Origin of the sequence: Paenibacillus sp. 32352 (assembly GCF_002042965.1) — a bacterium.
Classification (GTDB): domain Bacteria; phylum Bacillota; class Bacilli; order Paenibacillales; family NBRC-103111; genus Paenibacillus_S; species Paenibacillus_S vulneris.
The window spans coordinates 14,562-29,263 of sequence record NZ_MZNT01000023.1; the positions used below are offsets into that span (position 1 = coordinate 14,562).

At 50.3% G+C, this 14,702-nt stretch carries 15 protein-coding genes; all 15 read left to right on the forward strand.

Annotated features, from left to right (window positions below; genetic code table 11):
- The first annotated feature begins 152 nt into the window (after positions 1-152).
- Positions 153-704, forward strand: coding sequence for a ribonuclease M5 (gene rnmV, locus B1728_RS34255; RefSeq protein ID WP_079914910.1), 552 nt, complete (start codon positions 153-155; stop codon positions 702-704).
- Positions 701-1,615, forward strand: coding sequence for a 16S rRNA (adenine(1518)-N(6)/adenine(1519)-N(6))-dimethyltransferase RsmA (rsmA, locus tag B1728_RS34260; protein ID WP_079914911.1), 915 nt, complete (start codon positions 701-703; stop codon positions 1,613-1,615). Before rnmV ends, rsmA begins: the two co-directional genes overlap by 4 nt.
- A gap of 82 nt (positions 1,616-1,697) precedes the next feature.
- Complete coding sequence (yabG, locus tag B1728_RS34265) at positions 1,698-2,573, forward strand: sporulation peptidase YabG (RefSeq protein WP_079914912.1); 876 nt, start codon at positions 1,698-1,700, stop codon at positions 2,571-2,573.
- Between the two features lie 185 nt (positions 2,574-2,758).
- On the forward strand, positions 2,759-3,031 hold the full coding sequence (gene veg / locus B1728_RS34270) for a biofilm formation stimulator Veg (RefSeq protein ID WP_028551901.1): 273 nt from the start codon (positions 2,759-2,761) through the stop codon (positions 3,029-3,031).
- A gap of 137 nt (positions 3,032-3,168) precedes the next feature.
- Positions 3,169-3,357 (forward strand): small, acid-soluble spore protein, alpha/beta type, encoded by a 189-nt coding sequence (locus B1728_RS34275; RefSeq protein ID WP_079914913.1) that lies wholly within the window; start codon positions 3,169-3,171, stop codon positions 3,355-3,357.
- A gap of 110 nt (positions 3,358-3,467) precedes the next feature.
- Positions 3,468-4,322, forward strand: a complete 855-nt coding sequence (ispE, locus tag B1728_RS34280; RefSeq protein WP_079914914.1) for a 4-(cytidine 5'-diphospho)-2-C-methyl-D-erythritol kinase — start codon at positions 3,468-3,470, stop codon at positions 4,320-4,322.
- Positions 4,323-4,551: 229 nt separating this feature from the next.
- Complete coding sequence (purR, locus tag B1728_RS34285; protein WP_079914915.1) at positions 4,552-5,379, forward strand: pur operon repressor; 828 nt, start codon at positions 4,552-4,554, stop codon at positions 5,377-5,379.
- 5 nt (positions 5,380-5,384) lie between these two features.
- Positions 5,385-5,774, forward strand: coding sequence for a RidA family protein (locus tag B1728_RS34290; protein WP_079914916.1), 390 nt, complete (start codon positions 5,385-5,387; stop codon positions 5,772-5,774).
- A gap of 119 nt (positions 5,775-5,893) precedes the next feature.
- Complete coding sequence (gene spoVG / locus B1728_RS34295; protein WP_028551906.1) at positions 5,894-6,178, forward strand: septation regulator SpoVG; 285 nt, start codon at positions 5,894-5,896, stop codon at positions 6,176-6,178.
- A gap of 259 nt (positions 6,179-6,437) precedes the next feature.
- Positions 6,438-7,841: a bifunctional UDP-N-acetylglucosamine diphosphorylase/glucosamine-1-phosphate N-acetyltransferase GlmU gene (glmU, locus tag B1728_RS34300; RefSeq protein ID WP_079914917.1), complete on the forward strand. Its 1,404-nt coding sequence runs from the start codon at positions 6,438-6,440 to the stop codon at positions 7,839-7,841.
- A gap of 76 nt (positions 7,842-7,917) precedes the next feature.
- Complete coding sequence (locus tag B1728_RS34305; RefSeq protein WP_079914918.1) at positions 7,918-8,559, forward strand: 50S ribosomal protein L25; 642 nt, start codon at positions 7,918-7,920, stop codon at positions 8,557-8,559.
- A gap of 155 nt (positions 8,560-8,714) precedes the next feature.
- Positions 8,715-9,275: an aminoacyl-tRNA hydrolase gene (gene pth / locus B1728_RS34310; protein WP_079914951.1), complete on the forward strand. Its 561-nt coding sequence runs from the start codon at positions 8,715-8,717 to the stop codon at positions 9,273-9,275.
- 97 nt (positions 9,276-9,372) lie between these two features.
- Positions 9,373-9,603, forward strand: coding sequence for an anti-sigma-F factor Fin (gene fin / locus B1728_RS34315; RefSeq protein ID WP_079914919.1), 231 nt, complete (start codon positions 9,373-9,375; stop codon positions 9,601-9,603).
- Positions 9,604-9,940: 337 nt separating this feature from the next.
- Positions 9,941-13,462 (forward strand): transcription-repair coupling factor, encoded by a 3,522-nt coding sequence (gene mfd / locus B1728_RS34320; RefSeq protein ID WP_079914920.1) that lies wholly within the window; start codon positions 9,941-9,943, stop codon positions 13,460-13,462.
- Positions 13,449-14,531, forward strand: a complete 1,083-nt coding sequence (locus tag B1728_RS34325; RefSeq protein ID WP_079914921.1) for a peptidylprolyl isomerase — start codon at positions 13,449-13,451, stop codon at positions 14,529-14,531. The genes mfd and B1728_RS34325 overlap by 14 nt, the downstream gene beginning before the upstream one ends.
- Positions 14,532-14,702 lie beyond the last annotated feature (171 nt).

Here is a 14,702-nt window from a genome sequence, read left to right on the forward strand (position 1 = left end):
GGAAGAGAAGAGGGCTACCTCTTCTTTTTTATGTGATCAGGGCAAGTTCACGCGGGCAGGCTTCGTCATCACTTGAAAGTGGCGGGAACAAAGGCTAGTATAAAGAAAGCCGTATGGATGATCCTGGTATAGGGTGAAGGAAGGTAAGCAAGATGATCAAAGAAATTATAGTGGTAGAGGGCAAAGACGATACAACCGCCATCAAAAGAGCCGTAGAAGCCGAGACCATAGAAACGGGCGGCTCCGCGATTAATAAAGACGTTATCCGGCGCATCAAGCTGGCTCAGCAGCGCCGCGGCGTCATCATATTGACGGACCCCGACCATGCGGGCGAGCGCATCCGTAAAATCATTACGGCGCAGGTGAAGGGCTGTAAGCATGCTTTTATCACTCAGGAAGAGGCGACGGCCAAAGGGGACATCGGGGTAGAGAATGCTTCGGTTGAGGTCATCCGCAAGGCTCTTGCGAATGTAAGAACCGATTATGAGGCTGAAGAGTCGGACATTACTTGGGAGGACTTGATTGACGCCGGCTTGATCGTCCATCCGCAAGCTGCTGCCCGTCGTATGGAAATGGGCAAGCATTTGGGTATCGGGTACTGCAACGGAAAGCAATTTTATAACCGCTGCCGAATGTTTCGAATTTCCCGCGAGGAGTTCGCGGAGGCATGGAAGCAGCTTGAGAAAAAAGAGGGCGAATCATGACAAATATCCATTTCAATATGCAGGAGGACATTGCCTCCCCCAAAAAAACGAAAGAGCTTCTTCAGAGGCATGGCTTTACGCTGAAAAAAAGCTTGGGTCAAAACTTTTTGATCGATCCGAATATATTAAATAAAATCGTTACCGCCGCAGATCTGGATACTTCCAAAGGAGCACTGGAGATTGGTCCCGGGATCGGTGCTTTAACCCAGCAGCTGGCCAAAATCGCAGGCGGCGTTGTTGCCGTCGAGATCGATCGGCGACTGCTCCCGCTATTGGAGGAGACCCTGTCGGCCTATCCGCATGCGAGCGTCGTCCATGGCGACGTACTGAAGGTCGATTTGAAGGAATTGTTTGAACAGCATTTCTCGGCATTCTCCAAAGTAAGTGTGGTCGCCAATTTGCCGTACTACATCACGACGCCGATTATTATGAAGCTGCTTGAGGAAAAGCTTCCGCTGGAGAACATTGTCGTTATGATCCAGAAGGAAGTGGCGGAGCGAATGTCGGCCAAGCCGGGAGGCAAGGATTACGGCAGCTTGAGCATTGCGGTGCAGTACTATTGCGAGCCTGAGATTGTTACGATCGTTCCTCATACGGTATTCATTCCTCAACCGAATGTCGATTCGGCCGTCATCAAGCTGAAGGTTCGGAGCGCGCCTCCTGTGACGGTGACGGACGAGTCCTTCTTCTTCGAGGTCGTTCAGGCTTCTTTTGTGCAGCGCCGTAAAACGATCTATAACAACCTGGCTTCGCGGTTCTTTACCAAAGAGACGAAGACCCAGCTGGAGGCTATTTTGCAAGAGGCGGGCATCGAGCCTTCCCGACGGGGAGAAACCTTGTCGATCGAGGAATACGCTCGTCTGAGCGACTGCTTGCTCCGTGCACGTGGGAGCGAAGCATCGGCAACGTGATTGCGGATTTCATGAAAGGATAGGCTTGATAATCACCAAATGCCTATTGACGCCATAGGATACACGAGGAGGCGATTTGGCCATGAAACAGGGAGACCTCGTTATTCGTAGATCCTATGGCGGTGATATCATATTTAAAATTCAGGATATTATGCAGAATCAGGCTATTCTGCGTGGTGTGGATTACAGGCTGCTGGCCGACGCACCGCTTTTTGACCTGATCAAGGCGCCGCTGGATCCGTACCAGTACACGATCAATACCACCCGGCCGTCATGGATGGAATCCATGCGTCGGGCAAGAGAGAATCAAACGGAAGCCCCCCAGGCATACGGGGCGGTAGGAACTGCCGGTAATCCGACTCCGGTATATTTTGAAATGCCGGGGAAGGTGCTGCATTTGGACGGCGATCCGATGTATTTGCGCAAATGTATGAACCTGTACGGTGAATTAAGAGTCCCCGCAGAGGGATACTATGTACCGGAGCCTCAGATGGCGGATGCCATGTACCGTTTACTGCCCCAGGTAAAGCCGGATATTGTGGTCGTGACCGGCCATGACGGCATTCTGAAGCATCGCAGAAACGGCGACGTGACGCATCTGAGCAACTATAAGAACTCCTACCATTTTGTGAATGCCGTCAAAATAGCAAGGCAGTATGAGAAAAATAAGGATACCTTAACGGTCATCGCAGGCGCTTGCCAATCCCATTTTGAGGCGATTATGCAGGCCGGAGCTAATTATGCCAGCTCACCGGCCCGGGTGCTGATTCATGCATTAGATCCGCTCTGTGTGGCGGTTAAGGTAGCCTATACGCCAATAAGGGACACGGTCAATATAGTGGATGTCATAGGACTGACTCACAGCGGACTGGAAGGGCTTGGCGGTGTGGAGTCTCGGGGCAGCTACCGTAGAGGCGTTCCCACTATGCAAAAAATGACTCCTAAAGAAGCGCCATAAGGCGCTTTTTTGTTTTTATATGACAATTTTGTGAACGGTAATGAGGGGGATTCCTCGAAAAAGTCGCTGGAATAAGGAAAAATCCCGTTGACAACCGCTCGACATGGCTGATATAATATTTGTTCTAATTTGACATACTACCTCTATTGGGTTATAATTAACAAGGAAAGAGGTGGTAGTGGTCAATGGCTAAAAACGCGCTATTGGAGATCAAACGCAGTTTGGAACCTCATGTCGGACAGAAAATCATGTTAAGAGCAAACGGCGGTCGCCGTAAAACGATCGAACGCTCCGGTGTATTGGAGGAAACCTACCCTTCCGTTTTTATTGTGAAGCTTGATCAGGAACAGAACGCTTTTAAGCGCGTTTCCTATAGCTACGCAGATATACTGACTGAGTCAGTTGAGGTCATGGTTTGTAACGATGATGGACAAGTACGTATCACTATACAGCAATAAAGGGGTTACTTGAACGGCATGCTCTGACAAACAGAGTGTGCCGTTTTTGGTAAGTGAGCCTTCGTCTATCCGGACTGCATGAATAAGCGGCGGCCGGGTATACTACGGTTATCTTACCTGAAAAGGAGTGTTCGCGTATGGCACGCAGAAGAAAGGGAGTCATGTCGGAACAATTCAAATACGAGCTCGCCAAAGACCTGGGATTTCACGATACGATACAACGTGAGGGCTGGGGAGGTATACGTACCAAAGATGCGGGCAACATGGTAAAGAGAGCGATTCAGATTGCCGAGCAATCGATTTCGAAGCAGCCGCCGAGAGGTTAAATAACGGTTCTAACGGAAGCTGGAGCACGCGAAGCGCTGCTTTAGCTTTTTTTTGTTTCTTTTTTGTTATAGTATTAGGGAATAGACTAGAGCTGCAAAGAAGGTGTCCTATGAAAGTATTTGAAAAAGCGCCGGCCAAAATCAATTTGTCGTTGGACGTCCTGCGGAAGCGGGAAGACGGTTACCACGAGGTAGAGATGGTGATGACGATGGTGGACCTTGCAGACCGGATTGAAATGCAGGAGCTTCCACGTGATACGATTATCATCTCCAGTCAAGCGGGGTATATCCCTCTGGATGAAAAGAACTTGGCCTTTCAGGCAGCCAAGCTCATCAAGGACCGTTATGATGTAAAGCAGGGTGTTTACATACATTTGGATAAAAAAATACCGGTAGCTGCAGGTCTTGCGGGCGGTAGCAGCGACGCGGCAGCTACGCTGCGGGGACTCAACCGGTTATGGAAGCTTAACATTCCTTCGGAGGAGCTTCAGCGCTTGGGAGCGGAGCTGGGATCCGATGTGCCCTTCTGCGTTACAGGGGGTACAGCTATTGCGCGAGGGCGCGGCGAGAAGCTGGAACCGATCGAGTCTCCTCCTCAGTGCTGGGTTGTTTTGGCCAAGCCCCCTATCAATGTATCCACTTCGGAAATTTATGGAAAATTGAAAGCCAATGCGATTCAATCGCATCCTTCCACGGAACGCATTGTCCAAGCGATTCGGAATAAAAGGTTCGATCTGTTATGCGAAAACCTCGGCAATGTGCTGGAGGAAGTGACACTGGATTTATACCCGGAGGTTCGCCAGCTGAAGGATTGCATGATGCGGCTTGGGGCGGACGGAGTCCTGATGTCGGGCAGCGGGCCGACTGTATTCGGATTAGTATCCAAAGAAGCCAAAGTCCCAAGGATTTATAACGGCCTTCGCGGCTTTTGCAAGGATGTTTATGCCGTCCGTATTTTAACATGATCGGTTTGTGTTAGTTATATGTAAGAATAATTTGCATCGATCTCTTGAATAAATACGGATAAAAATGATATATTCACTATATATTATTCGGATTTTTGTGTATTTTCATGAAAGATCTTACAGTGCTGGCGGTTCATCGTACATAAGCACGAAGAAGAACGTATGTTACCTCTGGCCGGGGTCTCTTCACTGGGGGCCGGCAGAGGGCTATCTCAAAGGGGGCATTCAGATGAAAAAGTTAAAAAGAAGCGCAAGGTTGGTCGAGATGACCCAATACTTGCTTTTCCGCCCCCATACCCTGATTCCTTTAACGACATTCGCGGACAGATATAATTCGGCTAAATCTTCGATAAGCGAAGACTTGGCAATCATTAAAGAGGTGTTTGAGGAAGAAGGGCTTGGCGAGCTGATGACGCTGGCCGGAGCAGCCGGTGGCGTCAAGTTTATTCCGAAGGTGACCAAGGCGGCCTCGTTGCAGTTTATTCAAGGCATCTGCCGTCAGCTGGAGCAGCCGGAGCGAATATTGCCGGGCGGTTATATGTATATGTCCGATATTATGGGACAGCCGATGATATTGAACGAAGTAGGGAAAATGTTTGCTACGGCCTTTGCCGGGAATGAAATCGATGTCGTCATGACGGTAGAAACCAAGGGGATTCCGCTGGCTTATGCTACGGCATCGTTCTTGAATTTGCCTGTTGTCATCGTGCGCCGCGATAACAAAGTGACGGAGGGCTCCGCCGTCAGCATCAATTATGTTTCGGGCTCGAACAAGCGGATTCAGACGATGTCGCTTTCCCGCAGAGCCTTGAAGGAAGAATCCAAGGTGCTCATCATCGATGACTTCATGAGAGTGGGCGGAACAGTGCACGGGATGATGGACCTGTTGAAGGAATTTAATGCTACGGTCAAAGGTGTAGGCGTTTTCGTGGAATCCGGAGAAGTGGAGGAGCATTTGGTGGAGGATTACATTTCTCTCGCCAAGCTGTCTGCCGTTGATCCGAAGACAAGACAAATCACCGTAGAACCGGGAAACTATTTCAGTGACGGAGAGTGAATACAATGACATTAAAAACCATTGCAACGACAGAGGCCCCAGCGGCCATCGGACCTTATTCGCAAGCCATTCAATTCGGCAGCCTGCTGTTTACTTCCGGACAGATTCCGTTAAATACGGACGGGCAAGTGGTGAGCCAGGATATTGAAGAGCAAACGCACCAGGTATTCCGGAATTTGCAGGCGGTGTTATCCGCAGGCGGCTCCTCCTTCAGCCAGGTGATTAAAGCAACGGTGTTCATCAAGGACATGAACCAGTTTGCCAAGGTCAACGAGATCTACGCATCGTACTTCGGTGACCATAAACCGGCCCGCTCTACGGTCGAAGTAGCCCGTTTGCCAAAGGATGTCCTTGTCGAAATTGAACTGATAGCGACGACCAGTGTCGAAATTTAATAAATTAATCAAATATTTATAAAATTATACATTTTTGATTAAAAAAAAGAAGGATTTTGCCCTAAAATGTGGAATTTTATATCCCAAGTCTCCTAGATGGAAAAAGGTGGTGAACACTAATGCAGATTACAGACGTTAGACTCCGTCGGGTTAATTCCGAGGGAAGAATGAAAGCCATTGCTTCCATTACCATCGACAACGAATTTGTGGTTCACGACATTCGTGTGATTGACGGTAACAACGGCATGTTCGTCGCAATGCCAAGTAAGCGCACACCAGACGGGGAGTTCAGGGATATTGCACATCCGATCTCTTCCACAACTCGTGAGAAAATTCAAGCCGCTGTTTTGGCTGAATACGATCGAGCAGCAACGGAGGAAGAAGTAATCGTTGAAGGGGCATAATTCAGCTGAGAGAGGGCCGAGAGAGGCTCTCTTTTCTTTTTGCATGAATTCAGATATATTGGGTTGAGGGACCACGTTCATGAATATGTTTGGCTGGGATGGTCCCAAGCGGGAACGTCCTTTCGAAGGTTTTTTTAGTGAGAAATCGCAGTCTCCTCTTGAAGGAGCCTCTCTTTTACTTGTTTTCATAAGTATAGTTGGTTAGCATGGAAGTAGAAGTTTCATAGACATAATAGGGATAACAAAGGAGTGGACTGGATTGAACGTGATGGGGATTGTCCTGGCGGCAGGACAAGGCAAACGTATGAAATCGAAGCTGTACAAAGTGCTTCACCCGGTATGCGGGAAGCCGATGGTAGGCCATGTTGTTACCGTGCTGGAGCAGCTGCAAACGCAAAGAACGGTTGTCGTGGTAGGCCATGGGGCTGAATCCGTTAAGGCATACCTTGGAGACCGCGCCGAATATGCGCTGCAGGAGCAGCAGCTGGGTACGGGACATGCCGTGCTGCAGGCTAAGGAATTGCTAGGAAACGAGGACGGGTTAACCGTCGTGCTATATGGCGATACGCCGCTTGTAACGACAGAGTCCGTACAGGAAATGATCCGTGTCCACCAAGAGAAGGGCGCTGCCGCAACGGTGATGACGGCTATCTTTGACAATCCGTTCGGGCTGGGGCGCATTATCCGCGACGCCCAGGGGCGTGTTTCCCGAATCGTGGAGCAGAAGGACTGCAATGCGGAGGAACGGGAAATTAAGGAGATTAACTCCGGAATGTACTGCTTCACTAACCGAAAGCTGTTTGATGCTCTTTCCAAGGTGAAGAATGATAATGCGCAGCAGGAGTATTACTTGACGGACGTTATCGGGATTCTGGTGAATGAAGGGGATATCGTGGAGGCTTACTGTACGCCGGATGCGATGGAGACGCTCGGAGTAAATGACCGGGTGGCGCTGTCGGAAGCGGAACAGCTGATGAAGTCAAGGATCAACCGCGGTCATATGCTCAATGGGGTTACGCTTATCGATCCGGCGAATACGTATATTGAAGCTGATGTGCAAATCGGTTCGGATACGGTCATTTTGCCCGGAAGCGTGCTGAAAGGGCACACCGTGATCGGTGAGGATTGCATCATCGGCCCTCAAGCGGATATTACGGATTGCAAGCTCGGCAATCAGATCCAAGTGAAGCATTCGGTTCTTTCCGAAGCTGAGGTCGGCGACGGCACGGCCATCGGTCCGTTCGCTTATTTGCGTCCGGGCTCCAAGCTGGGCTCCAACGTGAAGATCGGAGATTTCGTGGAAATCAAAAACGCGAAGCTGGACGATGATGTGAAGGTATCCCACTTGAGCTATATCGGCGATGCGGTCGTCGGCAAGAACGTCAACTTTGGCTGCGGAGCGATTACGGTCAACTACGACGGCTTCAATAAACAGCTTACCGAAGTAGAGGAAGATGCGTTTATCGGCAGCAACGTCAATTTGATCGCACCGGTCAAAATTGGAAAGGGCGCCTATGTCGTGGCCGGATCGACCATTACGCATAATGTCGAAGCGAATGATTTGGCGATTGCCAGAGAACGTCAGGTGAATAAATCCGGCTATGCCGAGAAGCTGCGCAATAAATTTCGCGCGAAGAAACAGCAATTGAAGAACGACAAGTGATTGGTTTTTTCCTTATTTGGGTAAAGTAAGAATAGGCAGGCTATTTCCTGGACCCAAATGAAGGAGGATTCACCCAATGGAAGCTACATTGAAAGCGGAAGTCCGCGGTACCAATACCAAATCAGAACGTAAAGGTCTGCGGGCAAAAGGAAAGATTCCGGCGGTTGTGTACGGAAGCAAGGTGACCAACACGCCTATCGCTGTAGATGAAAAAGAGCTGCTGGCACTGCTGCGCTCCAATCCTCACGCCATCATTCAGATGGAGCTGCCGGATTCGGGCAAGCAGCCCGTGATGATCAACGAGGTTCAGCGAGATGCCATTTTGAAAAATGTGCTTCACGTTGATTTTCACCAAATTAACATGGACGAACCGGTTACGACAACCGTGCGGCTCGACTTTACCGGAGAGCCTGTCGGCGTAAACATGGGCGGTATTCTGCAAATTCAGCATCATGAGATTGAAATTCGCTGCTTGCCAACTCATATCCCTGCTTCGATTGAAGTCGATATTAGCGGGCTGGAGATCGGCGGCAGCATGCTGATATCGGATCTGAAGGTGGACCCGTCTATTGAGATCAAGTCCATCGCCAATGATGTATTGGTTACCGTGCTGGCGCCTCAGAAAGAGGATCTTCCTGCCGATACGGAGGAAGAAGCAGAGCAAAAGGCGGAGGCCCAGGCCGAGGCGGCTCAGAACCATGCGCAGGAAACGGTGTAACGTTAGTTTGGTGGGGAGTTCTCCCTTGTTTGCGGAGCGTGTCGAACGCGTGTTCGATGCGCTCCTTTGTCACGTTTGGCGTCTTCCTGCTAAGCAGATAGCTTCTACAGCATCACTTGGTTACATCAGCTGGAGTGGGAAGGGGAGCAATGAAAATGAAATGGTTTGTCGGATTGGGCAACCCGGGCAAGCAGTATGAAACGACCCGGCATAATATCGGTTTTATGGCATTGGACCGTTTTGCAGACAAGCATGGGATTACAATAACCCAAAATAAATGCAAAGGGCTCTTGGGAGAAGGTAATGTCAACGGAACGAAGGTGTATTTGCTGAAACCGATGACGTATATGAATTTATCGGGGGAATCGATAAGAGCATTCCTTGATTTCTATAAGGCATCTATAGACGATTTGGTCGTTATTTACGATGACCTGGACACGAGCTATGGACAAATCCGGCTTCGCTACCAAGGAAGCGCTGGAGGCCATAACGGCATCAAATCCACCATTCAGCATCTCGGCACTCAATCGTTTAACCGGATCCGGATGGGGATCAGCCGCCCGGCGCCGGGGTACAACATTGCGGACTATGTGCTGTCTTCATTTTCCAAGGAGGAATTCAAGACCATGCCGCAGGTGCTGGATACGACGTGCGAGGCCATGGAATATGCGCTGGGTAATCCGTTCGAGAAAACTATGGCGAAGTTCAACGGCTAATCTATGCTAGAGCGTGGTCTTATTTATTGATCGGGTGAGTGTCGGCTAAAATCCCCCTTTTTGGGTCATAATGTAATCAAAAAGGAGGGATCGCGTCATGGCTATCCGATACGTCTGCCGGCACTGCCGGACAATGATAGGAGAACTGGAGCAGCGTCAGGTAAGTGAGGAGCTGCTGGGCTTCCATTTCTTGACCCCCGAAGAGCGTCAGAGTATAATATCGTATAACCCGAACGGAGATATGACCGTCAACGTGGTTTGCGATTATTGCAAGGAAGCGCTGGACAACAATCCGGAGCTGTCGCTTGTGGCAAGTCCGCTTCAGTGACAAGGGCGGCTGCAGCATTCGAGTATACGTGCCTGGGCTAGTTGAAGTCTGGGTTCTTTTTCGAGTACTTGAGTTACGGGCTTCTTAAGCGGGCCTCCCCGCCATATGATTTAGATGGAAGCCTTGCGTGACATCCATCCCTATTGGAGCTTTATTAGGTATGTGAACATGGATAGTGAATAATAAAAAGGGGCGTCACCCTGATATGGTGTCGCTCCTTGTACCCGTTGGCGGGAAACAGGAGAGCCACTCGGCCGTTGGCGAAGCAGCCGCGGCTGACTTCTAGAGGGCGATAGATGAAAGAGGTTTTGTTGATGGGTGAGAGGGGGTACGTTTTTTGCAAGCTTTAATCCAGGCGTTCTCTGCGGACCCGGATTTGCAGAGTATTGTTTCGGGCATTCAATCGGGGATGAGAGAGCAATTAATATCCGGGTTGTCCGGATCTTCCAGACAGGTGATGCTGGCTGCGTTATACCAGGAGCTTCAGCAGCCGTTGTTTATCGTAACGCACAACATGTTTTCGGCACAGAAAATATTCGAGGATTTGGTGGAATGCCTGCCGAGCGATAAGGTGCTGCTGTTCCCGGCTCAAGAGCTGCTGGCCGCAGAAATGGCAGTTGCCAGTCCTGAAATGCTGGCTCAGCGGATCGATGCGCTGACCCGGCTATCCGAAGGGTTCCGAGGCGCCGTCGTTGTGCCGTATGCAGGTATGAGGCGGATTCTTCCGCATAAGGAGATGTTTGCCGAAGCCAGGATTCCCGTTCAGGTGGGCCAGACTTTGGATTTGGATGCGTTTGTAGCAGAGATGGTGCATCTCGGGTATGAACGCGTAGAGCGTGTGGAAAGCAAAGGCGAGATGAGCGTTCGAGGCGGGATCATTGACTTTTATCCGCTGTCGGCCGTGAATCCGTACCGAATTGAGCTGTTCGATGTGGAAGTGGATTCGATCCGCACCTTCGACATAGCCGATCAGCGCTCTATGGATAAAATAAATGACTTGGTGATAACCCCCTGCCGCGAAATTATCGCCGAAGGAAAACGGTTACAAAGCGCGGCGCAGCAAGCCTATGAGCTGCTTCAGGCCCAGATGGAGAAAATGGCCGACCGCAACGCCAAGGACCGCCTGCTTGAGGGCGTAGGGCATGATATTGAACAAATGCGGGAAGGGCAATATTTTCCTGGCCTTTTCAAATACATTTCTCTGCTGTTCCCGGAACGTCAAACGCTGCTCGATTATATGCCGAAGGATTCGGTGCTCTTGATCGACGAGCCGGCAAGGCTTCTGGAGACAGCCAAGCAGCTGGAGCGGGATGAAGCCGAGTGGATGACAATGTCTCTGCAGGACGGCAAAAGCATCCCGGCGCTAACGCTGTCCAAACCTTATGAAACGCTGCTGCAGCGCAAGCCTTATCCGATGCTGTACATGTCTTTGTTCCTGCGGCAGGTTCCGCAAACCCAACCGCAAAACATCGTAAACTTCATGTGCCGCGTCATGCAAAATTTTCATGGGCAGATGAATGTGCTCAAATCCGAAATGGAGCGCTGGAAAAAGTCGGGCGCGAAGGTGCTGATTCTGGCTAACGGAGAAGAGCGGGTAGAACGCGTGCGCCGTGTTCTGGCGGATTACCACATTGAAGAACCCGCGATTTTGAACGGCAACCTGCAGACCGGCTTCGAGCTGCCGAATATTCATTTGGTGGTCATTACCGAAGGGGAAATGTTCACTCAGAAGCAGCGCAAGGCGAGAAAAGTAGAGAAGAAAATGGCGAATGCCGAGCGGATCAAGAGCTATCAGGAGCTCAAGGTAGGCGATTATGTCGTTCACGTCAACCATGGGATCGGGAAGTTCGTGGGCATCGGCACGCTGGAAGTCGGCGGCATTCATAAGGATTATTTGCATATTTTATATGCCGGGGGAGATAAGCTTTCTGTTCCTATCGATCAGATCGATCATATTCAGAAATATGTAGGGTCAGAGGAAAAGGAGCCTAAGGTTTATAAGCTGGGCGGAGCGGATTGGAACCGTGTGAAAAGCAAGGTGCGTTCCTCTGTTCAAGATATTGCCGATGACCTGATTAAGCTGTATGCGGAACGCCAGGCGACGACAGGGTACGGCTTTAACCCGGACACGACGTACCAGCAGGAATTCGAAGGCATGTTTCCTTACGAGGAAACGAGCGATCAGCTGCGGGCTATCAGCGAAATCAAGGCGGATATGGAGAAGCCCCGTCCGATGGACCGGCTGCTGTGCGGCGATGTGGGTTACGGCAAGACTGAGGTTGCAATCCGGGCCGCTTTTAAAGCGGCGATTGACGGCAAGCAGGTAGCTGTTCTTGTGCCGACCACGATTTTGGCCCAGCAGCATTATGAAACGTTCCGTGAGAGATTCTCCGGATATCCGTTTAACATTCAGGTGCTGAGCCGCTTCCGGTCGAAGAAGGAGCAATCCGATACGATGAAGGGCGTGAAGGCCGGTACGGTGGATGTCGTTATCGGAACCCACCGGCTGCTGTCCGCGGATGTGAAGTTCAAGGACTTGGGTCTTCTCATCGTTGACGAGGAGCAGCGGTTCGGCGTATCCCATAAGGAAAAGCTGAAAAAGCTAAAAACCAATGTGGATGTTCTGACGCTCACGGCGACGCCGATCCCGCGCACGCTGCACATGTCCATGTTGGGAGTACGGGATTTGTCGGTTATCGAAACGCCGCCTGAGAACCGCTTCCCTGTGCAGACTTATGTCGTCGAGCACAGCAATGCGCTTGTGAGGGAAGCCGTGGAGCGGGAGCTTGCCCGGGAAGGTCAAGTCTACTATTTATACAATCGGGTTCAAGGCATCAATCAAATGGCCGAACAGATATCCATGCTCGTTCCCGACGCGAGAGTAACGGTAGCACACGGTCAGATGTCGGAGCAGGAGCTGGAGAAGACGATCCTCGACTTTTTGGACGGGGAGTACGACGTTCTGGTTAGCACAAGCATTATCGAGACCGGGGTGGACATCCCTAACGTGAATACGCTGATCGTTCATGACGCTGATAAAATGGGCTTATCCCAGCTGTATCAGCTCCGTGGGCGCGTCGGCCGTTCGAATCGGATCGCTTATGCGTACTTCACCTATCAAAGGGATAAGGTGCTGACCGAAGTAGCCGAGAAAAGGCTGCAGGCGATAAAAGAGTTTACAGAACTTGGATCAGGGTTTAAAATTGCGATGAGGGATTTGGCCATTCGCGGTGCAGGTAACCTGTTGGGCGCCGAGCAGCATGGATTCATTGCTTCGGTCGGCTTTGACTTGTACTCGCAAATGCTCGCCGAAGAAATTGCCAAGAGAAAGCACGAGATTACTGGGGAAGAGCCGGAGGTTCAAAAGCCTTGGACAACCCAGCTCGATATTCAGCTCGACGCTTACATTCCCGGAGATTACATTTACGACAGCGTACAAAAAATCGAAATCTATAAAAAAGTGGCTGCCATTAAGACGTTGGAGGAAGCTGCAGAGCTGCACGACGAACTTGTAGACCGATTCGGCGATCTGCCTCAGGCGGTTCTCAATCTGCTGGCTGTTGCGAGATTGAAGGTATATGGTTCGATGTATGCGATCGAAACGATTTCGCAAAAGGGAGTGGATTACGACATCAAAATTCATGCCGACCAAACCGGCAATTTGGATGGTCAAAAGCTGCTTGCGGTAACAAGTGAGTTTGAAGGCAGGATCAAGCCCGTTTCCGGTCCGCAAATTCATTTCCAACTGAAAGGCAAGGGATTAAAGCCAGAAGAATCCATCGATTTGCTGGAAAGGTTTCTGGTACAATATAAGCGTGCGCTGAAATCGAAGGGAGAACTACAGGATGTTGCAAAATAAATGGAAGACGGCCAAGAAAGGGCTTATCGCTCTGCTGGCTGTTACGACAATCATTGCGGCCGCAGGCTGCGGTAAGAAGACCGATACAGAAAATACAGGAAATGCAGGCACTGCAAGCAAAGACGCTAACGAGGTTATAGTAACGTATAAAGATGGCGGTAAAGTGACACGCGGTGAATTTGATACGTTCATCGACACGAACCTGTTGTTCTATAAAGAGTACGCGCAATTTAAAGAAGAGCCTGCGTTCCAGCAGGACATGATGAAGCAGCTGGTTACATTCAAGGTATTGTCCGCGCGTGCGGATGATAAAGCCAAGGCTGAAGCGGCTACGAAGTCGAAGCAGCAGCTGGACCAGATCAAAACCTTCTTGGGTATGCAGGAAGGCGGCATGGAGAAACAGCTGAAGGATAACAATATTACGGAGAAGGATCTGGAATCGTTCGTTGACCGCAGCTTCCAGGCCATTGCCGCTATGGAAAGCAAAGTGACGGATGATGAAGTCAAGGCGGAATATGACAAACGGATTACCGCGGATAAAAATGTGTATGATGTGGCGACGGTAAGACATATTCTAATCGGGCTTACCGATCCGGCTACGGGCAAGGAAACCCGTTCGAAGGAAGATGCATTGAAACGTGCGAAGGAAGTTGAGGACAAGCTGAAAAACGGCGGCGATTTCGATGCGCTGGCCAAAGAATATTCAGATGATCCGGGCTCCAAGGATAACGGAGGCAAATACGAAGATGCTCCGATCTCCCAATGGGTTCCTGAATTTAAAAAAGCGGCTGCCGAGCTTCCGCTGAACCAAATCAGTGACCCAGTGGAAAGCAGCTTTGGTTATCACGTGATGAAGGTGGAATCGCGCAAAACCAAGACGTTCGATGATGTGAAGGGCGATTTGCGCTCTGAGCTTGCCGAGCCTCATATTTATGATTTTGTGGAGAAAGAGCTGCCTGCTATGATAGAGACGAACAAGCTTCCGACTCCAACGCCTGCTCCGACTCCGACACCACAGCCTTCTGGGGCGCCGCAGCCATCTGCGACTCCGGCAGCACCGGCCAAGTAAGATATTACCAGGGTACCCGCAAGGGTGCCCTGTTTTTATTTCTCAAATATGGACATAATGAAAACAACGGCGTCACGGATATGGGGTTCGCGAACGGGCGCTAACTACTTAGCAACAGATGTATAAGCTTCTGGGAATCGAAGAATACTATGGTTACTAATTGAATTCCCT